The 21,080-nt window shown below is 66.6% G+C and carries 18 protein-coding genes and 1 rRNA gene; 13 read left to right on the top strand and 6 right to left on the bottom strand.

Translation table 11 applies throughout. The features are described from left to right. Nucleotides 1-54 precede the first annotated feature (54 nt). Nucleotides 55-1,586: ribosomal RNA gene (locus AC1Z3O_RS26250) — 16S ribosomal RNA — on the bottom strand. 664 nt (nucleotides 1,587-2,250) lie between these two features. Between AC1Z3O_RS26250 and AC1Z3O_RS26245 the strand changes: the two genes are divergently transcribed. From AC1Z3O_RS26245 to AC1Z3O_RS26230, 4 genes are all read left to right on the top strand, one after another. Then, nucleotides 2,251-2,670 (top strand): DUF302 domain-containing protein, encoded by a 420-nt coding sequence (locus AC1Z3O_RS26245; RefSeq protein ID WP_483518968.1) that lies wholly within the window; start codon nucleotides 2,251-2,253, stop codon nucleotides 2,668-2,670. A 299-nt stretch (nucleotides 2,671-2,969) separates the two neighbouring features. Next, a complete protein-coding gene (locus tag AC1Z3O_RS26240) occupies nucleotides 2,970-3,515 on the top strand; it encodes a hypothetical protein (protein ID WP_483522157.1) in 546 nt (181 codons plus the stop codon). Continuing rightward, nucleotides 3,463-3,969, top strand: coding sequence for a helix-turn-helix domain-containing protein (locus tag AC1Z3O_RS26235; protein ID WP_483518966.1), 507 nt, complete (start codon nucleotides 3,463-3,465; stop codon nucleotides 3,967-3,969). The genes AC1Z3O_RS26240 and AC1Z3O_RS26235 overlap by 53 nt, the downstream gene beginning before the upstream one ends. A 205-nt stretch (nucleotides 3,970-4,174) precedes the next feature. Next, on the top strand, nucleotides 4,175-5,401 hold the full coding sequence (locus tag AC1Z3O_RS26230) for a helix-turn-helix transcriptional regulator (RefSeq protein WP_483518964.1): 1,227 nt from the start codon (nucleotides 4,175-4,177) through the stop codon (nucleotides 5,399-5,401). A 124-nt stretch (nucleotides 5,402-5,525) separates the two neighbouring features. Here AC1Z3O_RS26230 and AC1Z3O_RS26225 read toward each other — a convergent pair whose 3' ends face one another. The 3 genes from AC1Z3O_RS26225 to AC1Z3O_RS26215 form a co-directional block, all read right to left on the bottom strand. Beyond that, a complete protein-coding gene (locus tag AC1Z3O_RS26225) occupies nucleotides 5,526-5,777 on the bottom strand; it encodes a hypothetical protein (protein ID WP_483518962.1) in 252 nt (83 codons plus the stop codon). Between the two features lie 224 nt (nucleotides 5,778-6,001). Then, on the bottom strand, nucleotides 6,002-7,234 hold the full coding sequence (locus AC1Z3O_RS26220) for a CaiB/BaiF CoA transferase family protein (protein ID WP_483518960.1): 1,233 nt from the start codon (nucleotides 7,232-7,234) through the stop codon (nucleotides 6,002-6,004). 70 nt (nucleotides 7,235-7,304) lie between these two features. After that, nucleotides 7,305-8,291 carry a tripartite tricarboxylate transporter substrate binding protein gene (locus AC1Z3O_RS26215; protein ID WP_483518958.1) on the bottom strand — a complete coding sequence of 329 codons (987 nt, stop codon included), beginning with the start codon at nucleotides 8,289-8,291 and terminating at the stop codon, nucleotides 7,305-7,307. A gap of 553 nt (nucleotides 8,292-8,844) precedes the next feature. Between AC1Z3O_RS26215 and dapA the strand changes: the two genes are divergently transcribed. From dapA to AC1Z3O_RS26175, 8 genes are all read left to right on the top strand, one after another. Continuing rightward, nucleotides 8,845-9,732, top strand: a complete 888-nt coding sequence (dapA, locus tag AC1Z3O_RS26210; protein ID WP_483518956.1) for a 4-hydroxy-tetrahydrodipicolinate synthase — start codon at nucleotides 8,845-8,847, stop codon at nucleotides 9,730-9,732. 52 nt (nucleotides 9,733-9,784) lie between these two features. After that, nucleotides 9,785-10,951 carry an iron-containing alcohol dehydrogenase gene (locus AC1Z3O_RS26205; RefSeq protein WP_483518954.1) on the top strand — a complete coding sequence of 389 codons (1,167 nt, stop codon included), beginning with the start codon at nucleotides 9,785-9,787 and terminating at the stop codon, nucleotides 10,949-10,951. After that, nucleotides 10,948-12,255, top strand: coding sequence for a four-carbon acid sugar kinase family protein (locus tag AC1Z3O_RS26200; protein ID WP_483518952.1), 1,308 nt, complete (start codon nucleotides 10,948-10,950; stop codon nucleotides 12,253-12,255). Before AC1Z3O_RS26205 ends, AC1Z3O_RS26200 begins: the two co-directional genes overlap by 4 nt. Next, nucleotides 12,252-13,283, top strand: a complete 1,032-nt coding sequence (pdxA, locus tag AC1Z3O_RS26195; RefSeq protein WP_483518950.1) for a 4-hydroxythreonine-4-phosphate dehydrogenase PdxA — start codon at nucleotides 12,252-12,254, stop codon at nucleotides 13,281-13,283. The genes AC1Z3O_RS26200 and pdxA overlap by 4 nt, the downstream gene beginning before the upstream one ends. Before the next feature lie 101 nt (nucleotides 13,284-13,384). After that, nucleotides 13,385-14,809 (top strand): sodium:solute symporter family protein, encoded by a 1,425-nt coding sequence (locus AC1Z3O_RS26190; RefSeq protein WP_483518948.1) that lies wholly within the window; start codon nucleotides 13,385-13,387, stop codon nucleotides 14,807-14,809. 26 nt (nucleotides 14,810-14,835) lie between these two features. After that, the gene (locus AC1Z3O_RS26185; RefSeq protein ID WP_483518947.1) at nucleotides 14,836-16,038 is read left to right on the top strand and encodes a sialidase family protein; all 1,203 of its coding nucleotides are present in this window, start codon (nucleotides 14,836-14,838) and stop codon (nucleotides 16,036-16,038) included. Nucleotides 16,039-16,144: 106 nt separating this feature from the next. After that, complete coding sequence (locus AC1Z3O_RS26180) at nucleotides 16,145-16,924, top strand: DeoR/GlpR family DNA-binding transcription regulator (protein WP_483518945.1); 780 nt, start codon at nucleotides 16,145-16,147, stop codon at nucleotides 16,922-16,924. 51 nt (nucleotides 16,925-16,975) lie between these two features. Continuing rightward, complete coding sequence (locus tag AC1Z3O_RS26175) at nucleotides 16,976-17,671, top strand: SDR family NAD(P)-dependent oxidoreductase (protein ID WP_483518943.1); 696 nt, start codon at nucleotides 16,976-16,978, stop codon at nucleotides 17,669-17,671. Nucleotides 17,672-17,719: 48 nt separating this feature from the next. Here AC1Z3O_RS26175 and AC1Z3O_RS26170 read toward each other — a convergent pair whose 3' ends face one another. Together AC1Z3O_RS26170 and AC1Z3O_RS26165 are read right to left on the bottom strand one after the other, a co-directional pair. Further along, the gene (locus AC1Z3O_RS26170) at nucleotides 17,720-18,478 is read right to left on the bottom strand and encodes an enoyl-CoA hydratase/isomerase family protein (RefSeq protein ID WP_483518941.1); all 759 of its coding nucleotides are present in this window, start codon (nucleotides 18,476-18,478) and stop codon (nucleotides 17,720-17,722) included. A 91-nt stretch (nucleotides 18,479-18,569) separates the two neighbouring features. Continuing rightward, on the bottom strand, nucleotides 18,570-19,559 hold the full coding sequence (locus tag AC1Z3O_RS26165; RefSeq protein ID WP_483518940.1) for a quinone oxidoreductase family protein: 990 nt from the start codon (nucleotides 19,557-19,559) through the stop codon (nucleotides 18,570-18,572). Nucleotides 19,560-19,798: 239 nt separating this feature from the next. On the opposite strand from AC1Z3O_RS26165, the gene AC1Z3O_RS26160 reads away from it, so the two are divergent. Beyond that, nucleotides 19,799-21,022: a CaiB/BaiF CoA transferase family protein gene (locus AC1Z3O_RS26160; RefSeq protein WP_483518939.1), complete on the top strand. Its 1,224-nt coding sequence runs from the start codon at nucleotides 19,799-19,801 to the stop codon at nucleotides 21,020-21,022. Nucleotides 21,023-21,080 lie beyond the last annotated feature (58 nt).

The following is a 21,080-nucleotide window of genomic DNA, read 5'->3' as shown; positions in this document are numbered from 1 at the left end:
TAACAGCAAACAGACCGATAAGTGTGAACGCTTAACTAAGGAAGCACGCTCTAGAAAGGAGGTGATCCAGCCGCACCTTCCGGTACGGCTACCTTGTTACGACTTCACCCCAGTCATGAACCCTGCCGTGGTAATCGCCCTCCTTGCGGTTAGGCTAACTACTTCTGGCAAAACCCACTCCCATGGTGTGACGGGCGGTGTGTACAAGACCCGGGAACGTATTCACCGCGGCATGCTGATCCGCGATTACTAGCGATTCCAGCTTCACGTAGTCGAGTTGCAGACTACGATCCGGACTACGATGCGTTTTCTGGGATTAGCTCCCCCTCGCGGGTTGGCAACCCTCTGTACGCACCATTGTATGACGTGTGAAGCCCTACCCATAAGGGCCATGAGGACTTGACGTCATCCCCACCTTCCTCCGGTTTGTCACCGGCAGTCTCTCTAGAGTGCCCTTTCGTAGCAACTAGAGACAAGGGTTGCGCTCGTTGCGGGACTTAACCCAACATCTCACGACACGAGCTGACGACAGCCATGCAGCACCTGTGTCCACTTTCTCTTTCGAGCACCTAATGCATCTCTGCTTCGTTAGTGGCATGTCAAGGGTAGGTAAGGTTTTTCGCGTTGCATCGAATTAATCCACATCATCCACCGCTTGTGCGGGTCCCCGTCAATTCCTTTGAGTTTTAATCTTGCGACCGTACTCCCCAGGCGGTCAACTTCACGCGTTAGCTTCGTTACTGAAGAAATGAATCCCCAACAACTAGTTGACATCGTTTAGGGCGTGGACTACCAGGGTATCTAATCCTGTTTGCTCCCCACGCTTTCGTGCATGAGCGTCAGTGACGTCCCAGGGGGCTGCCTTCGCCATCGGTATTCCTCCACATCTCTACGCATTTCACTGCTACACGTGGAATTCTACCCCCCTCTGACATACTCTAGCCTTGCAGTCACAAGCGCAATTCCCAAGTTGAGCTCGGGGATTTCACGCCTGTCTTACAAAACCGCCTGCGCACGCTTTACGCCCAGTAATTCCGATTAACGCTCGCACCCTACGTATTACCGCGGCTGCTGGCACGTAGTTAGCCGGTGCTTATTCTTCCGGTACCGTCATCCCTCCGGGGTATTAGCCCAAAGGATTTCTTTCCGGACAAAAGTGCTTTACAACCCGAAGGCCTTCTTCACACACGCGGCATTGCTGGATCAGGGTTGCCCCCATTGTCCAAAATTCCCCACTGCTGCCTCCCGTAGGAGTCTGGGCCGTGTCTCAGTCCCAGTGTGGCTGATCGTCCTCTCAGACCAGCTACTGATCGTCGCCTTGGTGAGCCTTTACCTCACCAACTAGCTAATCAGACATCGGCCGCTCCTATTGCGCGAGGCCTTTCGGTCCCCCGCTTTCACCCTCAGGTCGTATGCGGTATTAGCTAATCTTTCGACTAGTTATCCCCCACAACAGGGCACGTTCCGATGTATTACTCACCCGTTCGCCACTCGCCGCCAGACCGAAGTCCGCGCTGCCGTTCGACTTGCATGTGTAAGGCATGCCGCCAGCGTTCAATCTGAGCCAGGATCAAACTCTTCAGTTCAATCTCTGTGTGTCCTTTCGGTTTCCCTACGGGACTCGCTCTTTCGAGCGGTCGCTCACTCTCAGAAAACTGACTGGCTCCGTCCGAAGACGAAACCAAACATGTTTACTGTGCGAGCACTGATAACTTGCAAGCTAGAAGACCGAGGTCTTCCGCTTCCTGCATCAAGCGCCCACACTTATCGGCTGTTTGTTTGTTAAAGAACTCACGCGATTCGCTTTGCTTACCGCGTCGCTGCGTTGTCTGCAGCAGAGAAACGAGATTATCAACGACTTTCTACGTTTCGTCAATAGGTCAGAAGCTTTTTTTCGCTTCGGTCAGTCGCGCTTCGCGGCACCACCAACCATCCCATCGATCCCCGCAAACCGCGTCGCGCCTGGCGTTGCCGGGTGCTTCGTGTTGCGAGGGACCGAATACTAGTACCCCGCGGCCCAACTTGCAAGTACTTTCTTGAAAAAGCCAATAAGAGCACTTCTAGACACTTGCCTCACGACTTACCGGATAAAGCAACCAGCTCTCAGCGCAGGGCCCTACAGCTTGCCGATCCATCAATATATAGAGAGAGATTGAATCGGATCGTGCCGATGCTCTCGCCCCACCAGGATTTGGCCGCATCGCCAGGTGCGGCGCGTTTGCCGCAGTTGCTCTCCGGACATTGCAAGCCATGACGACGCAAGCTCAGGAATTGCCCCATCCGGCCCGCTCGCTGACATTGAGAAGCCACCACGATTTCCAAACGACGGTGTCCCGGCTCAAGGATGCGCTGGCATCGCGCGGATTGACCCTATTTGCCGACCTCGACCAAAGCGCTGCGGCCCTGCAGGCCGGAACCACCTTGAGGCCGACCAGGCTCTTTCTCTTTGGCAATCCAAAGGGGGGCACCCCGATCATGCAAGCCAATCCGCATGCTGCATTGGAACTGCCCTTACGCGCTGTCGTCTGGCAAGACGACCAAGGCGGCGTGCACCTGGACTATCAAGACATCAGTGCAACCCTGAATGCCGAGTATGGCCTGCCATCTTCATTGCTTATGCCGCTGGCACAGTTGCCTACGCTGCTGGGGAGCGTCGCGGGGGGACAGTAGCCTTTTGAACGGGTAGTCCGCTCCGCTCTACGGCCCGCTTTGCCGCGCGGAAGCGCCCCGTAGCGTAGAATGACTCGTTTTCGTCGTCCGTCGCGCCGGAACGCCCGTCGAACTGCCGTCAACTGCGCCGATTTTCGCCATGAGTACGCGAAGCCTTCCCGTCTGGCATGACAGCCTTCCCCGCGAGCACTCCGAATGCGCGGATCGATGATCATCCGTGCCACCTGCCATCGGCAAACCCGCCTCCCTGCCGTATCGATGGCAGCGTCAAGCGCTGACTATTCATCGCGGAAAGGGAGATGCGCCCAGCAGCCGGCCGTGCCGCAGACATGGACCCGGCGGGCGACATGAGAGAGAAACCGTTCACCGAACTGCTGGCGACCGCGGACGGCGGGTCGGCACCGGCAATCCATACCGCACCACGCTACGGCAGCGCACCCTGCCAGTGGGATGGCTTTGTCCTGGAACGCCACGTGCTGCCTGCCGGGGCCCTCGAAACCACGATCATGCCGGTGCACTGCCTTGCGATCCCCATCGGCGGAGCACCGGTACCGATCGGCTGGCGCGTCAACGGGCGCCAGCTGAACGGGGCGATGGCACCGAACAGAGTCTACTTCCGCGCCGCCGGCGACTCGCTATCCAGTGCATGGTCGGCGCCGCTCGATGCCATCTTCCTGTCCTTGCACCATGATGCCGTCGACCGTGCCTGCCAGGAGGCGCGCGATCGCGCCGCGCCGGACCTGGGATCGGACTTCTCGGGGGAAGGCGGTAGCGCGCTGGCCGAGCTTCGTGGTGGCGCTCGACACGCATGTGCGAGGGGGATGCGCGGCGGGCAGCCTGTATGAGCAGACGCTGCTGCTGGCCATCAGCGCAAGCGTGGCGGAGCACTTCGGGGGAGATCGCGCCCCCTCCCTCCCGCGCCGGCGCCAGCCCGTGGGAAAACTGCCTGTGCATATCCTGTCCCGGCTGGACGCCTTCATCCGCGCCAACCTGGCCGAAGCGATGACCATCGAAATGCTGGCGACGGTCGCGCACATGAGCACATTCCATCTATGCCGCATGTTCCGGAACACGCGCCAGGTCAGCCTATGGCAGTACGTCCTGATGTTTCGCATCGAACATGCGCGTGGACTCATGCTGCGACACATCGACATGCCGCTGGAAAGCGTGGCCGTCGCCAGCGGCTTCGATTCCTACACCCAGTTCTTCGCCGCCTTCCGCAAGTTCTGCCGCACCTCGCCCAGCACCTTCCGCCGTACTGCCGGAGGTCCGATTTCCGTGCGTAAGCCGGCTTTCTAGCCGCTTCCGTCCTCCGGAAATTTCCGCAAGAAACCGAAACTCCCTCCCGTCGACCGCCCTTATTGTCTCTACATTCCCCCGGATGGGGGATGTACCGGAATCAAACGGTTGTCCATAACAAGAAGGATTGGCGGGGGGAAACGGCATGCCTGGCGCTCGACACGCGTCACGCTCATTTGCGCCCCGCCTGGATCGGGGGGTAGCGATGAACGAGGAAGGCGTACAAGGCACGCTGCTGGAATGGTATGCGGGCATCCACGATCAGGCCGCCTGGGCGCGCGGCCTGGCTCGCCTGTGCGATACCTGCGACGCGGCAGTTGCCGCGCTGGTCACCTTCGACCGCGACAGCGGGCGCAGCCGGATCCAAGCGATGCACGCTCCCGAGCAGGCACTTGCGGACATCTGCAACGATGCCTTCGAAGCCATGGCTTCGGCCTGGCCGCTCTTCGAAACCATGGCCCCCGGGGACTGGTCCATCGACACGCAGGGCGTCGGGACCAGCAGCACAGAGAGACTTCCGTCCGTCTATCGGGAGTACCTGCATCGCTTCGGTCTTGCCTCCATCATGGCCGGCATGCTCAGCCGCGACGCCCACAGCTACACCTGCCTCGTGCTGCTGCGGCCTCTGGGTGCGCCCCCGTTCCAGGCAGACGACGCGCGGCGCCTGGACTGGCTGATGCCGCATCTGCGCGGCATCGTCGACCTTCGCCGCCGCGTGCTGGAAGCCAGCCAGGCGGCCCATGTTTTGTCGGCGCTGCTGGAGCGCTTCTCCTTCGGCCTCGCCGTGGTCACGCGAGAGGGCAAGGTACTGCTGAGCAACAGCCGCGGCGAGGTCTGGACACGCCGGTTGTGGCCCACAAGACAGCTCGCCTCGCCCGAGCAGGCGGCCGGCCCTGCCTGGCGCATCAGCCGTCCGCTCAACAACATGCTCGCCGTTGCCTGCGAGCCCGGTACGGCCGCAGCCGTGCAGGCCGCGCACATGCACGACGGCCACGGGCAGGAAGCCAAGCTGGTCATGCTGCCGCTGCCGCCGACGCATCATCTGGCCCGGCTTTCGCAGGCCCCCGCCGCGATCGTCATCGTGCACGATAGCCAGTCGCCCCCCCTGCTGCTGACCGGTGTGCTGCGCCAGCTTTACCGGCTGACCGACGCCGAGACCCGGCTGGCTGCAACGCTGGCCGGCGGGCGCGGCCTGCCCGATGCCTGCCAGGAGCTTGGGATACGGCATGAAACCGCGCGCAGCCAGCTCAAGTCCATCTTCGACAAAACGGCAACCGGATCGCAGGCAAAGCTCGCGCACCTTCTCACGCAGCTAAGCACAAGCCTGAGCACGGTGCCGCCTTCGTTCCCGCCAAGACATTGCGCCGACGCCTCGAGCGGCCCGGCTGCGCATGAGTCCAACCTGCGCGCAGCGCTCGCAGCCTCATGCTGACGGGCCCGGCCCGCGGACCGCTGCCTGCCGACCGCGGGAACCGGGCCATCCGCAGCGCGATCCCGCAAAGAACGAGGGGCTGCCGGAAGGCAGCCCCTCAATGATGTGTCGTATTCCCTGCAGCCTAGGCGCCGTCAGTGAACGGATCGCGCCGACCCGTCGCCTTCATGCCTTCGGAATAGACGTCGAACTTCACGGACTTCGCGCCGTCCGTATAAACATCGAATTGCCTAGTCTTGTTGCCGTCCGAATAGGGATCACGCGCGCCCATCACGCTCGCACCATCCGTGTACACGTCCCGCGAACTTCCCGCCTGGGCGGCCCCCGCCGCCAGTGCGCAGCCAGTCGCCACCACCACTACGACTTCCTTGAGCATGATCCACCTCCCATTTTCAAGGTGGTTAGTGATCCCCGGCATCAAAAACACTTGAGTGAACTATAGGGCGGCGCAACATGGCCTCCCAGCAGCCCGCACAGATTGTTTTCGCATATCACCTATAACCGCAGGAAATGAGAGCGCGGCAACTCCATGCCGCGCTTGGCGAAGGCGAAAATCGATTGCGCGCGGCGTGTCGAAAGCGAGACCCGCAGGAGCGCAAGCTAGCGAATCGTGCCTTGCTCGCGCAGCTCGGCCACGCCGGCGGCATCGATGCCAAGCCACTCGCCCAGCACTGCGTCGGTATCCTCCCCCAACAGCGGCGGCGCCTTGCGGTACTGCACCGGTGTCTCCGACAAACGAAGCGGACTGGACACCGTTGGCGCCTGGCCGCCCTGCGGGTGGGGCAGCGTGCGCGCCAGCCCGCGGTGCACGACTTGCGGATCGGCGAACATCTGCGCGATATCGTTGATCGGGCCGCTCGGCACCCCGGCCTGCGCCAGCGCCTCGAGCCAGGTGTCGCGCGTGCGCGTGCGCATGGCCGCCTCGAGCTGCGGGATCAGTGCGTCGCGATTGACGATGCGCTGGCTATTGGTGGCAAAGCGGGGGTCGGTGCCCAGTTCCGGACGGCCCAGCATGGCGCAGTAGGCACGGTACTGCGTGTCGTTGCCCACGGCCACGATCAGGTGGCCGTCGCTCGCGGCGAACACCTGGTAGGGCACCACGTTCTGGTGCGCATTTCCCGCACGGCGCGGCGCTTCGCCCGAGGTCAGGTAGTTCAGGTTCTGGTTGGCCAGCATGGCCACCTCGCAATCCAGCAGCGCGATGTCCAGGTGCTGGCCCTGCCCGCTGCGTTGCCGCTCCAGCACGGCCGCCAGGATGGCCACGGTGGCGTACATCCCGGTCATGACGTCGACCACGGCAACGCCAGCCTTCTGCGGGCCGCCCCCGGGCAGGCCGTCGCGCTCGCCGGTGATGCTCATCAGGCCGCCCATGCCCTGGATCATGAAATCGTAGCCCGGGCGCGCGGCATACGGACCATCCTGGCCGAAACCCGTGATGGAGCAATAGATCAGGCGCGGATTGATCTCTCGCAGGCTGGCATAGTCAAGACCGTACTTGGCCAGGCCGCCGACCTTGTAGTTCTCGACCAGGATGTCGGAGGACGACGCCATCTCGCGGATCAGCGATCGCCCCGCCTCCGTGGTGAAATCCAGCGCGACCGACCGCTTGTTGCGGTTCATGCTGAGGTAATAGGCGGCCTCGGTGGTGTCATTTCCCTGCGCGTCGCGCAGGAATGGAGGGCCCCAGCCGCGCGTGTCGTCGCCGCGCGCGGGATGTTCGATCTTGATGACGTCGGCACCCAGGTCGGCCAGGTTCTGGGTGCACCAGGGCCCGGCGAGAACGCGGGTGAGGTCTAGGACGCGGATGCCGTGAAGCGCTGGAAGGCGTTGCATATTGGGCAGGAGGTGGGTTCAGGGGGAGGCGCGGCGCCTCCTCCGCTTCGGCTCAGTCGACTCAGCCGACTCAGTCGAGGGTGACGTTGGCCTGCTTGACGATAGCGGCCCACTTGCGGTTCTCGGAGTCAAGGAAGGCCGCATAGTCGGCCGGGCTGCCGGATACCAGATCCACGCCCTGCTCGGCGAAGCGCTGGCGCAGGTCGGGGGCGTGGGCAATGGCGACCAGCTCCTTGTTCAGGCGCTGCACGATGGCCGCCGGCGTCTTGCCCGCCACGTGGATGCCGAACCAGGCGGTGATGTTGTAGCCGGGCACACCGGCCTCGGCCATCGTCGGCACATTGGGCAGCAGCGGCGAGCGCTTGGGACCGGTCACCGCCAGCGCGCGCAGCTTGCCGGCGCGGATCTGCGGCAGCGCGGTGTTGAGGCTGTCGAACATGAAGGCCGTGTGGCCGGCCAGCAGGTCGGCCATGGCGGGGGCGCTGCCCTTGTAGGGGATGTGCGTGAACTCCGTGTGCGTCGATGCCGCGAAGGTGGCCGCCGACAGATGGGAGGACGAGCCATTGCCGAAGGAGCCGTAGGTCAGCTTGCCGGGCGCTTGCTTGCCGGCGGCTACCAGCTCGGCGACCGACTTGTACGGACTACCGTTACCGTTGACCACCAGCACGTTGTGCCCCTCGGCAATCAGCGCCACCGGCGCCAGGTCGGTCTTGGGATCGTAGGGCAGCTTGCGGTAGAGGTGGTTGTTGACCACCCCCTGCCCGATCGCCGCCAGCAGCAGCGTGTAGCCATCCGGCGCGGACTTGGCGACGAGATCGGTGGCGATGATGCCGCTGGCGCCGGGCTTGTTCTCCACCACGACCGGCTGGCCCAGCGCGACGGAGAGACGCTGGGCGACGCTGCGCCCGATCACGTCAGTCACGCCGCCCGGCGTGAAAGGCACCACCAGCTTGATGGGGCGGTCGGGGTACGCTGCCAGTGCGGTGGTAGCACCGGTCAGGAGCGTGGCAGCGGCCAAGGCGGCCAGGGCAAACTTGCGCAGAACGCGGGATGTCACGACGTATTTCCTCCAAGGTATCCAGCAGTAGCCGCCTTCTATATGTGCGATTACCGTACGCATGCGCTATGCATGCGAAGCCGCTGATTTTCCACGGAAATTGCCGGATTTTGTGGTTCTTATGAACGCTTCCCGTTCGATAATCGGACAATCCTAGCAGGCCTCGCTCGGCTGCTGCGCGGTGACTGTCGTCGCTCTTCCCTGCCGCTAGCCCTGCACCAGGCTTCATGAGTGCGCCGGGCTCTCCCGTGGATCCGACGCGCGCCGCAGATTCACCGCGACACGAGCGGCACAAAAGGCACGCCTCTCCCTGTCGCACTGCCATCTCATGCTCGAGTTTTGATCGATTCGATCAAACAAGGGTAAACGCTGAGCGATTCTGTCAAATAATCATCTAAACTGATCGAATCAATCGGCGAAGCAAAGGCATATCGATCGATTCAATCATAAAATATGTCTTAGCAAGCACCTACCGTCCGACAAGAACGTGGAAATCGATCAATCTCAAGCGGAAGCGAACGGATACCGGCGCCACCGCAACACGGAGCAAGGCATGACACTGTCGTTCAAAGGGATCATCCCCGCCCTGATCACCCCGATGACCCCTGACGAGGCGGTGGACGAAGCCGGCCTGCGCACGCTGGTCGACCGCCTGATCGACGCAGGCGTCCACGCGCTCTTCGTGCTTGGCACCAACGGGGAGTTCATCGCACTCTCGGAAGAGGAGAAGCTGCGCATCGCGCGGATCACGGTCGATCAGGCGCGCGGCCGCGTGCCGGTGATCGCCGGCACCGGCGCCTATGCCACCCGTGATGTTGTCGCCCTGAATCGCAAGATGCAGGACCTGGGCGTGGATGCCGTGTCGGTCATCACCCCCTATTTCAATGGCGCGACGCAAACCGAACTGTTCGAGCACTACAAGCAGATCGCCGCCGCGACCACGCTGCCCGTCATGCTCTACACGATTCCGGCCAAGGCCGGCATCACGCTGACCATCGACACCGTGCGCCGCCTGGCGGACATCCCCAATATCCGCGGCATCAAGGACAGCGGCGGCGACTTCGACCGGCTGCTGCAGCTGATCAACCTGCGCCGCGACGACTTCGCCGTGTTCACCGGCACCGATTCCATGATCCTGTGGACGCTGATTGCCGGCGGCGACGGCGCGGTGGCGGCCACCACCAATGCCGTGCCGGCGGTGGTGATGTCGATCTGGAACCGCTTCCAGGCCGGCGAAATTGCGGCCGCGCGCGCGGCGCAGGAATCGCTGCGCGCGCTGCGCGACGCCTTCGCCCTGGGCACCATGCCGGTGGTGCTGAAGACCGCGGCCGAGATGCTGGGCATGCCCGCCGGCCCGGCCCGCTCCCCGGCCAAGCCGCTGGACGCGAAGACGCGCGAACGGCTGGCAGAAGCGCTGGCCGTCTACCCCGTCTACCGATAGGCCGCCACCCGCTGACCCCGCGGCCACCCGCCCATTTCCCGAGCCCGGCTCCATGACCACTACCTATCACTTCCAGACCGTCAAGCACATCGTGCACGGCACCGGCAGCCTCGGCCTGCTGGCCGACAAGCTGGCGCTGCTCGACCGCCCCGTCTCGCGCCTTGCCCTGATCACCCAGCCGGTGATGGAGCAGAACGGCACGGCCGGCCGCGTCGTCGCTGCGCTGGCCGAGCGCGACGTGGAGGTCCGCATCGTGCGCGGCGTCGAACCCGAGCCGACCATCGAGAACATCGAAACGGTTTTCCGCGAGCAGATCGCGCCGTTCGCGCCGCAGGCCATCCTGTCGATCGGCGGCGGCAGCGTGCTCGATGCCGCCAAGCTGTTCTCGGTGCGGCTGACCAACGATGCGCCGCTGCGCGACTGGCTTGGGATCGACCGGATCGCGCACCCCGGCGTGCCCATGATCCTGGTGCCGACCACCGCCGGCACGGGCTCCGAGGTGACGCCCAACGCCATCGTGACGCTGCCGGACGAAGCGCTGAAGGTCGGCATCGTCAGCCGCCACCTGCTGCCGCAGCTGGTGATCCTGGACGCGGCCTTGACCTTCGACCTGCCCCAGCCGATCACCGCCGCCACCGGCGTCGACGCCTTCGTGCACGCGCTCGAATCCTATATCTCGACCAAGGCCAATCCGGTCAGCGACATGTTCGCGATGGAATCGATGCGGCTGATCGGCGCCAATATCGTGGAAGCCTACGAGAACGGCCATTCCGTCAAGGCGCGCGAGGCCATGATGCTGGGATCCCTCTACGGCGGCCTGGCCCTGACCGCCGCGGGCACCGCCGCCGTCCATGCGCTGGCCTATCCGCTGGGCGGCATGTTCAACGTCACGCACGGCGTGGCCAATGCCATGCTGCTGCCGCACGTGATGGCCTTTAACAAGGATGCCGTCGTCGGCCGCCTGGCTGCCGTCGCGCGCGTGCTCGGACTCGGCGGCGGGGACCATGACGAAGCCGCCGCCGAGCTGCTGATCGCCCGGCTCGCCCAGTGGACCGAGGTGCTGCGCATCCCGCAGGATCTGCGCCAGTTCGGCGTTGCGGAAGCCGACGTGGCGCCGCTCGCGGTCGCCGCCTCCAAGGTCACGCGCCTGCTGGGCAACAATCCCAAGCCGCTGAGCCTCGGCGACATCGAGGCCATCTACCGCCGCCTGCTTCCGTGAACGCCGCCACCCGCCCCGCCCCCAGCCTGCTCATCATCGGCGACGACCTGTCCGGGGCCGCCGATTGCGCGGTCGCCGGGAGACGGCTGGGCCTGCGTTGCGCGGTGCTGCTCCAGAGCGGGGCCGACGCCCCGGCGGACCTCGACATCCTGGCGGTCGACGCTGACTCGCGGCGCGACGCGCCTGCCGAGGCGGCCGCCAGGCAGTGTGCCGCCTGGCGCGCGCTGGCCGGCCCGGCCACGCGCCTGTACAAGAAGGTCGATTCGACGCTGCGCGGCAACCTCGCCGCCGAGGTCGCGGCCCTGGTGCCGCTGGCCGGCCTTGCCATCGTCGCGCCAGCGCTTCCCGCCGCCGGCCGCACCACGCGCGAGGGACGGCAGTGGCTGCGGGGCGAACCGGTCGAAGACACCGAGGTGTGGCGCAACGAAGGCATTGCCGGCCGTGCCGACCTGCGCCACATGCTGCTGCAGCAAGGACTGCGCGCCACGGTGCTGTCGCTCGCCGAGGTACGCGCGGACGACAGCGCACTGGCGGCCCGCATCGCAGCCCTTCAGGCCGAGGGCTGCCAGGCCATCGTCTGCGACGCCGCAACCGATGATGACCTGGATCGCATCGCGCGGGCCTCGGCCCGCCTGCCCCATGCCTTCTGGGTCGGCTCGGCCGGCCTGGCGCCGGCGCTGATGCGCGCGCTCGGACTGGGCCGCCACGCCGCTTCTGCGGCCGCTCCTGCCTCCGCACAGGCCGGTGCCATCCCGGCCAGCACACCGGTGCTGACCGTGGTCGGCAGCATGTCCAGCGTCTCCCATGCGCAGGCCGACCGCCTGCGGGCAAGCGCGGGCGCAGCGCTGCTGGCGCTGGAGTTGCCCGTCGATGCGCCGGACGATGCCCTGTCTGCACTGCGCGATGCCGTCGCGACGGCCTTGGGTGCGGGCCGCGACGTCCTGGTCGCGTTGAGCCAGGCGACCCGAGGCGACACCGCGGACGGACTGCGCTACTGCCAGCGCCTGGCCGCGCTGCTGGCGCCCGCCCTGCCCCTGGCTGGCGCGCTGATTGCCACCGGCGGCGAAACCGCCCGCGCCCTGCTTTCCGCCGCCGGCATCGACGCGCTGGAAATCGCCGACGAGATCGAACCCGGCATGCCGCTGCTGCTGGCACGCCGGCCCGGCGCACCGCTGCCGGTCGTCACCAAGGCGGGCGGCTTCGGCACGCCCGGCTCCCTGCATGCGGCGTGGCACCGGCTCGCCGGCGCCACGCGCAAGAACCAAGCGTCGGCCCCCGCCCGACCAAAGGAAACTCAGCAATGACTGCAACGACCTATCGCCCCGTCCTCGGCATCACCATGGGCGATGCCGCCGGCATCGGCCCCGAGATCATCATGAAGGCGCTCACGCACCGCGCGGTCTACGAGCAATGCCGGCCGCTCGTCATCGGCGACGCCGCCCGCCTGCGCGATGCGGGCAAGCGCGCCGGCGTGGCCTTGGAAGTGCGCGCCGTCGCGCGGCCGGCTGACGCCGGCTTCCGTCCCGGCGTGGTCGACTGCATCGACCTCGGCCTGATCCCGGCCGACCTGCCCTACGGCCAGCTCTCGCCGGTGGCCGGCGACGCCGCCTACCAGTACATCGCGCGCACCGTGGAGCTGACCTCGGCCGGCGAGCTCGACGCCATCTGCACGGCCCCGCTGAACAAGGAAGCGCTGCATGCGGGCGGCCATATCTTCCCCGGCCACACCGAGATGCTGGCGCACCTGACCGGCATCGATGAAGTCTCGATGATGCTGGTTGCGCCCAATCTGCGCGTGATCCACGTGACTACCCATATCGGCCTGCTCGACGCCATCCGCCGCATCGAGCCGGGCCTGGTCCAGCGCACCATCGAGCGGGCGCATACCACACTGGTGCGCGCCGGCATCACCGAGCCCCGCATCGGCGTGTGCGGCATCAACCCCCACGCCGGCGAGAACGGCCTGTTCGGCTATGGCGAGGAAGAAGAGAAGATCGTGCCGGCGGTGCGGGCACTGCAGGCGCGCGGCTGGCAGGTGGAGGGCCCGCTGCCCGCCGACACGCTGTTCTTCCGCGCCGGTCGCGGCGACTTCGATGTGGTGGTGGCGATGTACCACGACCAGGGCCATGGCCCGGTCAAGGTCATGGGGCTGGAGGCCGGGGTCAACATCACCGTGGGCCTGCCGGTGATCCGCACCTCGGTCGACCACGGCACCGCCTTCGACATTGCCGGCAAGGGCATTGCCGATGAGCGCAGCATGCTCGAGGCCATCCGGCAGGCTTGCGACCTGGCGGCCCACCGCGACGCGCCGCCGGCCGCGCGCGCAGCCTGAAGCCGGCCACCACAGCTTCCATACCGTAACGCAGCAGCCCAGAACCGGCGGGCACACGCCGGGCTGGCGGGATCATTCCCGCACCTGATCAGGAGACAATAATGACGTCGTTCTCGTACTGGGACACCGTCCTCATCATTGCGATGGTGGCGGTCTACATCGTGGTGACCAGCGTGGCCAGCGTCCGCCTGCGTAGCCGCAATTCCGAGCAGTTCATGGTGGCCGGCCGCTCGATGCCGGCGGTGGTCGTCGCGGTGCTGCTGATGTCGGAGTACATCGGCGCCAAGTCGACGGTGGGGACCTCGCAGGAGGCATTCAGCGTGGGGATCGCCGCCTCCTGGTCGGTGATCTCGGCGGCCATCGGCTTCCTCTTGTTCGGCCTGTTCATTGCCAAGCGCCTGTACGCCTCGGGCGAGTTCACCATCTCCGGCTTCATTGCCAAGAAGTACGGCAACGGCGCCAAGCTGGTGGTCTCCGCCGTCATGATCTATGCCTTGTTCCTGGTGAACGTGGGCAACTACGTCAGCGGCGCGGCGGCCATCTCCACCGTGATGCATATCAACCTGACCACGGCGGCCGTGATCACCGCCGTCATCAGCACCATCTATTTCGCCTGGGGCGGCCTCAAGAGCGTGGCCTACCTGACCATCGTGCACAGTGCCGTCAAGCTGCTCGGCATCGGCATCCTGGTCGCGGTGGCGTGGCGGCTGTGCGGCGGCATCACGCCCATGGTGCGGACCATGCCCGAGCACTATTTCACCTGGAATGGCGCGCTGAGCGGCGGCACCATCGGCGCCTGGATCATCGGCTCGGCCGGCGCCATCTTCTCCACGCAGTTCATCATCCAGGCCATCTCGTCCACCAAGAGCCCGGCCGCCGCGCGCCGGGCGTCGCTGATGGCGGCGGTGCTGTGCGTGCCCATTTCGATCGCGCTGGGCTTCATCGGCGTGGCGGCCAAGTACCTGTACCCGGAAATCAAGAGCCTGTATGCGCTGCCGGTCTTCCTGGAGCACATGCACCCGCTGCTGGCCGGTGTCGTCACCACCTCGCTGGTCGCCTCGATCTTCGTCAGCGTGTGCACGGTCGCGCTCGCCATCGCCTCGCTGATCGTCAAGGACTTCTATGTGCCGCGCTACCAGCCCACGCCCGAGCAGGAACTGCGGGCCACGCGCTGGATCTCGCTGGTGGTCGGCTTCCTGCCGCTGGTCTTCGTGCTGTTCGTGCCGCAGATCCTGGCACTGTCCTTCTTCACCCGCGCGCTGCGCCTGTCGGTCTCGATCGTCGCCCTGATCGGCATCTACCTGCCCTTGTTCGGCAGCAGCCGCGGCGTCATCGGCGGCCTGGTCCTGGCCGCGCTGGCGACCACCGCCTGGTATCTGCTGGGCAACCCGTTCGGCCTCGACAATATGTATATCGCGCTGGTGACGCCGGCCCTGGTGCTGGTGCTCGAAAAGCTGTGCGCGCCCGCCGGCGCACGCCATCGCCAGGCGCCCACAGGCGCTCGGACCAACGGCACAGCGCAATGACTGACCGCTATCCTCAGGGAAACGACATGAACGCCAACGCCCCACTCGCCACACTCGCCACCGCGCCGGCACAGACCGATCACGACGGCGAGGTGCACATCGCGCACGCCGACGCCGGCCGCCGCGAGGCCTATCTGCCGACGCCCTGCGTGCAGAACCACGCCGCCAACCTGCACGCGCTGCCCAACGGTGACCTGCTTTGCGTGTGGTTCGGCGGCACGCAGGAAGGCATTCCCGATGTCTCGATCTATCTCTCGCGGCTGCCCGCCGGCGGCAATGGCTGGACGCCGGCGGTGAAGCTGTCGGACGACCCGACGCGCTCGGAACAGAACCCCATCCTCTTCACCGCCCCCGACGGCCGGCTCTGGCTGATCTACACCGCCCAGCTCTCCGGCCACCAGAACACGGCCATCGTGCGCCGGCGCATCTCGACCGACGGCGGCCACAACTGGGGCCCCATCGAGACCCTGTTCGACCGCCCCGGCACCTTCGTGCGCCAGCCCATCGTGGTGCTGCCCGACGGGGCCTGGGCCTGCCCGGTCTTCCTGTGCCGCACGCAGCCGGGCGAACGCTGGGTCGGCAACGACGACATCAGCGCCGTCATGGTGTCGGACGACCAGGGCCTCACCTGGCGCGAGCACGAGGTGCCCGGCAGTGTCGGCTGCGTGCACATGAATGTGCAGCCCCTGGCCGACGGCAGCCTGCTGGCGCTCTACCGCAGCCGCTGGGCGGATCATATCTACGCCAGCCGCTCGCGCGACGGCCGCGCCTGGAGCGCGCCGGAGCCCACCGCGCTGCCCAACAACAACTCCTCGATCCAGTTCGTCGCGCTGCGCAACGGCCACCTGGCCCTGGTCTTCAACGAGAGCGACGCCTCGCACAGCAGCGGACGCCGTGCCTCCCTGTACGACGACATCGAGGATTCCGAGGACAGCGGCGAGCTGCGCGAGCAGCAGGCATCGGCGCGCGGCACCGCCTTCTGGGGCGCGCCGCGAGCACCGCTGTCGCTGGCGATCTCCGAGGACGGCGGGCGGACCTGGCGCCGCCGGCGCAACCTGGAGATCGGCGACGGCTACTGCATGACGAACAACTCCGCCGAGCAGCGCAACCGCGAGTACTCCTACCCGTCCATCGTGCAGGGGGCGGACGGCGCCCTGCATATCGCCTTCACCTACTTCCGCCAGCGCATCAAGTACGTGACGGTCGACGAATCCTGGGTGAGGGGCTAAGGGGCTGAGGCAGCCGGGCCGCAGGCATGCGCAGACGGATTTGCTACATTTGATCCCTGTCGCATGCCACCCGGCATGCGCCGCCCTTGCTACTGGAACGCCCGAGATGAAAGTGACGAAGCGCCGCGAGGCCATGCTGAACGCCGTGCTGAGCGGCATGAACGATGTTGCGACGCTGTGCGAGCACTTCGGCATGTCGGAAGCCACGGTACGGCGCGACCTGCGTGCGCTCGCCTCGGACCGCCGCATCCTGCGCACCTACGGCGGCGCCGCGGCGGTAGGCTCGCACGAACCGGAAGCGCCGCTGGAAGAGCGCCGCCTCAGCGGCCAGGCGCAGAAGGAAGCGATCGCGCTGGCGGCCTACGCGCATCTCGCCGACGGTGACACGGTCTTTCTCGACGGCGGCACGACGACCGCCGCGCTGGCGCGCCACCTATCCGGCAAGACGCTGCAAATCGTCACCAACAACCTGCTGGTGGTCGGCACGCTGGCGGCCACCGGCCTGCCGGTGACGCTGATCGGCGGCGAGGTCCGCGCGTCGAGCATGAGCACGCTGGGCGCCCTGGCCCAGCTGACACTGAGCCGCATCAGCGTCGACAAGGCCTTCCTCGGCGCCGACGGCGTAGTGGCCTCGAACGGACTGTGCGAGGCTTCGGCAGAGCAGGCCTATCTCAAGGAATGCGTGATCCGCCAGTCGGCGCAGGTGTTCGTGCTGGCCACGGCGGACAAGATTGGACGGGCCAGCCAGCAGCATTGGACTCCCATCGAGCGCCCCTGGACCCTGATCACCGACAACGGGGTCACGCTGGAACAGCTGGCCCCATTTCAGGCGCGCGGCGAAGTCCGCGTGCAGACCGCAGGCCCGACCGACTCCCCGGCCGGCTAGCTGGCTAGCTAGGCAGACAAGCCAGAACACCCCCGCAACGGAAGCTGCATCATGGAAGCCCCCTCGCAAGAACCGCGGCATGCGGTCGTCACCGGCGCCTCGTCCGGCATCGGCCGCGCCATCGCCATGCGCCTGCTGCAGGACGGCTGGCGCGTGACCGGCCTGTGCCGTAGGCTGCCGGCCGAAGCTGTCGAGCGCCTCACCATCGTGCCCGTCGATGTCACCGACCTGACGCGGCTGGTGGCAGTCTGCGACCAGCTCGGCGCCGTCGATGCCCTGGTGCACGCCGCGGGCATCATGCGCACCGCGCCGCTGGGCGAACTGTCGAGCGAAGACGGCGCGGCCATGTGGCGGGTCCATGTGGAGGCGGCGGCATGCCTGGCCGACCGGCTGGCGCCGCGCATGCCGGCGGGCGGGCGCATCCTCCTGATCGGCAGCCGCACCGCCAACGGCGCCGCCACACGCAGCCAGTACGCCGCCACCAAGGCGGCCCTGGTCGGCATGGCGCGCTCCTGGGCGGCAGAACTGGCGCCGCGCGGCATCACCGTCAACGTGATCGCGCCGGGCGCCACCGACACCCCCTTCCTGCGCGATCCCGCCCGCGCCCACACGCCGCCCCGGATGCCGCCGATCGGCCGCTTCGTCTCGCCCGAGGAAGTCGCGGCGCTCGCGGCGTTCCTGCTCGGCGAGTATGGCGGTGCCATCACGGGCCAGCAGATCGTGATGTGCGGCGGCGCCTCGCTGTAGCGTTGCGTCCCGAGCGCGGGCGCCTTGCCGGCCGTAGTGACGGGATGGCTACGCGCCCTTGAAGCGCGGCTTGCGTTTCTCTTTCCAGGCCAGCGCTCCCTCCTTGATATCGTCGGACTGGATGGCCCGCTGCATGTCGGCAGCCAGCGCCGCGGCATCCAGCGCGCCGCGCGCGATGCCGTTCAGGTGCGTTTTCATGCCCTGCACGGCCAGGGGCGCCAGCGCGGCGATGGTCTCCGCCAGCCGGTCGACGTGTGCGTGCAGCTCGGCCTCCGGCACCATGCCGGTGAGGAAGCCGCAGCCCAGCATCTCGACGGCGTCGATGCGCTCGGCCGTCAGGAAGAGCCGCTTGGCCGCATTCAGGCCCAGGCGGCTCACGTAGCGCTCCATGCCGCGCCGGTAGAAATGCAGCCCGAGGCGGGCCGCCGGCATGAACATCTCGACCTTGTCGGTGCCGACGCGGAAGTCGCAGGCGAGGGCCAGGTCGGTCGCCCCGCCATACAGGCCGCCGTTGATCTCCGCGATGGTCACCGGCCGGCAGTCCTCGAGGGCATTGACCAGCGGCTCGAAGCCGGCCCCGCGCTGGCCGGCCGCCAGCTTGCCGATGTCGAAGCCGCTGCAGAAGTACTTGCCGCTGCCGCGCACGCGCAGCACCCTGACCTGGCTGGCGTTGACGGTATCGATGTGCCGCTGTAACTCCTGCAGGTCGTCCGGCCCCAGCCGGTTGGCCAGCTCCGGACGCCGCAGCGTGACGGTGGCGATATGGCCGGCGATCTCCAGGGATGGAAGGGCGCCTTCTTTGGACATGTCTGTGTCTCCAATCTATCAACAAGAAGAATCTTGACGCGGAGGCGTTCTCGCCCCCGTCTGTGTGCGCGCCGGACGGATCGCGGCAGGGTCAGGGAAGCAGCACAGCGGAGCCCGTGGTTGCGCGGCCCTCCAGCTGCCGATGGGCCTCGCGCACGTCGTCGAGCCGGTAGCGGTGATTGACTTCCAGCCGCAAGCGGCCGTGCTCCACCGCCTCGAACAGCGCGCCCGCCGCCCGGCGCAATGCGTCGGCATCGGCGATAAAGGTACGCAGCGTGGGCCGCGCAACGATCAGCGATCTGGCGTGCAGCAGTTGCAGGTCGAATGCTTCCACGTCCCCGGACGCCGTGCCGTAGTTGATCGCCATGCCGCAGGGGCGCAGGCATTGCAGCGACGGCAGGAACACGTCCTTGCCGACGGCGTCGTAGACCACCGCCACGCCCTTGCCGCCGGTGAGCGCGAGCACGCCCGCCACGAAGTCTTCGCTGCGGTAGTCGATGACGTGGTGGCAGCCATGGGCAAGTGCCACCGCCTTTTTCGCCGCCGTGCCGACGGTGCCGATCACGCTTGCGCCCAGCGCGCGCGCCCACTGCGCCAGCAGGATGCCCATGCCGCCCGCGGCGGCATGCACCAGCACGGTGTCGCCAGGCTCGACGGCATAGAGCCGGCGCACTAGGTACTCGGCAGTCAGGCCGCGCAGCAAGGTAGCGCCGGCCACCTCTTCGGACAGCGCGTCCGGCAGCGGCACCACGCGCTCGGCCGGGACATTGCGCGTCACCTGGTAGGCCCCAGGATGGAAGCAGGCGACACGCTGGCCGGGAGCGATGCCGGTGGTGCCGGCACCGATCGCCACGACCTGTCCAGCGCCGACCGACCCGAGCGTGATCGGGAACGGAACATGCGCGTGCGGGCCATGCGCCCCTTTGCGCTGGTAGATGTCCGCGAAGTTCAGGCCGATCGCCGACTGGCGCACCTGGACTTCCCCTGGCCCGGGGGGCGGCACCTCGACCTCGAGCACCTCGAGCACCTCGAGCACGTCGGGGCCGCCATGTTCACGTATTTGTACAGTCTTTGATTGCATACAAAACCCCGACCACCGTGTTCGCGATGAGCGATCCAGGCCTGCCCGTTAGCGTCTACCCTGATCATTCAGCGTCTTTTTTACATCGCACCCAGTCCGGAGCCCCTCGCCGCGCCGGTCCAAGTCAGCGGAGATTACCGGAAGGGTCGGTTCTCCGCATCATGGAAACTCCGTATACGTATTTTTATAAAACGTATCCGTATACTTTGCGGCATTGAATTATTCATCGAGGAACACCGATGCCGCTTTACGCGCAGGACATTGCGGCTGGCGCGCCAGCCGATCTCCCCCTATCCGGTTGCACCGTGCTGGACCTGTCGATCGCACGAGCCGGCCCGGCCGCGGTACGACTGCTGTCAGACTGGGGCGCCGACGTCATTCGCGTGGAACCCCCGCCGCCGCGCGACCGCGGCTCCGTCACCGGGCGGCGCCGCGGTTCGGACGAGCAGAACCTGCACCGGAACAAGCGCAGCCTCTGCCTGGACCTGAAAACCGCGCAGGGCGCCGAAGTGCTGGCACGGCTGGTGAAGCGGGCCGACGTGGTGGTCGAGAATTTCCGCTCGGTCGTGAAGGAGCGCCTGGGCCTGTCGTACGAGCGGCTCAGCCAGCTGAATCCGCGCATCATCCTGGCCAGCATCTCCGGCTTCGGCCAGGATGGCCCCTACCGGGAGCGGCCCGGCCTGGACCAGATCGTGCAGGGCATGTCCGGCCTCAGTTCCGTGACCGGCGAACCCGGCCAGGGGCCGCTGCGCGTCGGCATCGCCATCTCGGACACGACCGCCGGCATGTTCCTGGGCCAGGGCATCCTGCTGGCCCTGCTGCACCGGGAGCGCACCGGCCGCGGCCAATGGGTGCACACCTCGCTGATCGAAGGCATGCTGAACAAGCTCGACTTCCAGGGCGTGCGCTACACGGTCGACGGCGATGTGCCTACGCAGCAGGGCAACGCCCATCCCACGCTGGTACCGATGGGCACGTACCGCGCGCGCGACGGCGTCGTCAATATCGCCGCCAGCACCGACCGCATGTGGTCGAACCTCTGCCATGTGCTCGACGCCGGCTGGCTGTCGGCAGAGGCAGACTTCCACGACGCCGCCAGCCGGGCGGCCCACCGGCACCGCCTCGACGAGGCGATCAACCAGGTGACGTCGGGCTTCACAACCGCCGAGCTGACCGCCCGGCTCAATGCGGCGGGCGTGCCCTGCGGCCCGGTCTTCGATATCGGACAGGCATTCGAAGACCCCCAGGTTCAGCATCTGCGCATGACCCGCCCGGCCCACCACCCGGTGCTCGGCCAGCTCGAGCTGCTGCGTTCGCCGATCAATCTGTCCGCCGCCCCGCACCCCGAGCGCTTCACGCGTGCGGCGCCCGACCCGGGAGAACACACCGACCAGGTCCTGCGCGAACTGGGCTACGACGACGACCACGTTGCCTGCCTGCGCGCGGACAACGTCGCGGCCTGAGCGCGGCCTTCCCGCCCTCCCGCCATCACAGCTTCGACACAAACGATAACGGAGACAC

The sequence above is a fragment of the Cupriavidus sp. 09_S30 genome (assembly GCF_056930435.1).
Note: the sequence above shows the minus strand (reverse complement) of the source record. Positions and strands in the feature narration are given on the sequence as shown.

Bases quoted from the DNA above. Each gene is read 5' to 3' on its own strand.
- AC1Z3O_RS26220 (WP_483518960.1), bottom strand. From the start codon at position 7,234: ATGCAACGCCTTCCAGCGCTTCACGGCATCCGCGTCCTAGACCTCACC.
- AC1Z3O_RS26190 (WP_483518948.1), top strand. From the start codon at position 13,385: ATGACGTCGTTCTCGTACTGGGACACCGTCCTCATCATTGCGATGGTG.
- pdxA (WP_483518950.1), top strand. From the start codon at position 12,252: ATGACTGCAACGACCTATCGCCCCGTCCTCGGCATCACCATGGGCGAT.
- AC1Z3O_RS26230 (WP_483518964.1), top strand. From the start codon at position 4,175: ATGAACGAGGAAGGCGTACAAGGCACGCTGCTGGAATGGTATGCGGGC.
- AC1Z3O_RS26160 (WP_483518939.1), top strand. From the start codon at position 19,799: ATGCCGCTTTACGCGCAGGACATTGCGGCTGGCGCGCCAGCCGATCTC.
- AC1Z3O_RS26245 (WP_483518968.1), top strand. From the start codon at position 2,251: ATGACGACGCAAGCTCAGGAATTGCCCCATCCGGCCCGCTCGCTGACA.
- AC1Z3O_RS26170 (WP_483518941.1), bottom strand. From the start codon at position 18,478: ATGTCCAAAGAAGGCGCCCTTCCATCCCTGGAGATCGCCGGCCATATC.
- AC1Z3O_RS26175 (WP_483518943.1), top strand. From the start codon at position 16,976: ATGGAAGCCCCCTCGCAAGAACCGCGGCATGCGGTCGTCACCGGCGCC.
- AC1Z3O_RS26225 (WP_483518962.1), bottom strand. From the start codon at position 5,777: ATGCTCAAGGAAGTCGTAGTGGTGGTGGCGACTGGCTGCGCACTGGCG.
- AC1Z3O_RS26240 (WP_483522157.1), top strand. From the start codon at position 2,970: ATGCGCCCAGCAGCCGGCCGTGCCGCAGACATGGACCCGGCGGGCGAC.
- AC1Z3O_RS26205 (WP_483518954.1), top strand. From the start codon at position 9,785: ATGACCACTACCTATCACTTCCAGACCGTCAAGCACATCGTGCACGGC.
- AC1Z3O_RS26185 (WP_483518947.1), top strand. From the start codon at position 14,836: ATGAACGCCAACGCCCCACTCGCCACACTCGCCACCGCGCCGGCACAG.
- dapA (WP_483518956.1), top strand. From the start codon at position 8,845: ATGACACTGTCGTTCAAAGGGATCATCCCCGCCCTGATCACCCCGATG.
- AC1Z3O_RS26180 (WP_483518945.1), top strand. From the start codon at position 16,145: ATGAAAGTGACGAAGCGCCGCGAGGCCATGCTGAACGCCGTGCTGAGC.
- AC1Z3O_RS26165 (WP_483518940.1), bottom strand. From the start codon at position 19,559: ATGCAATCAAAGACTGTACAAATACGTGAACATGGCGGCCCCGACGTG.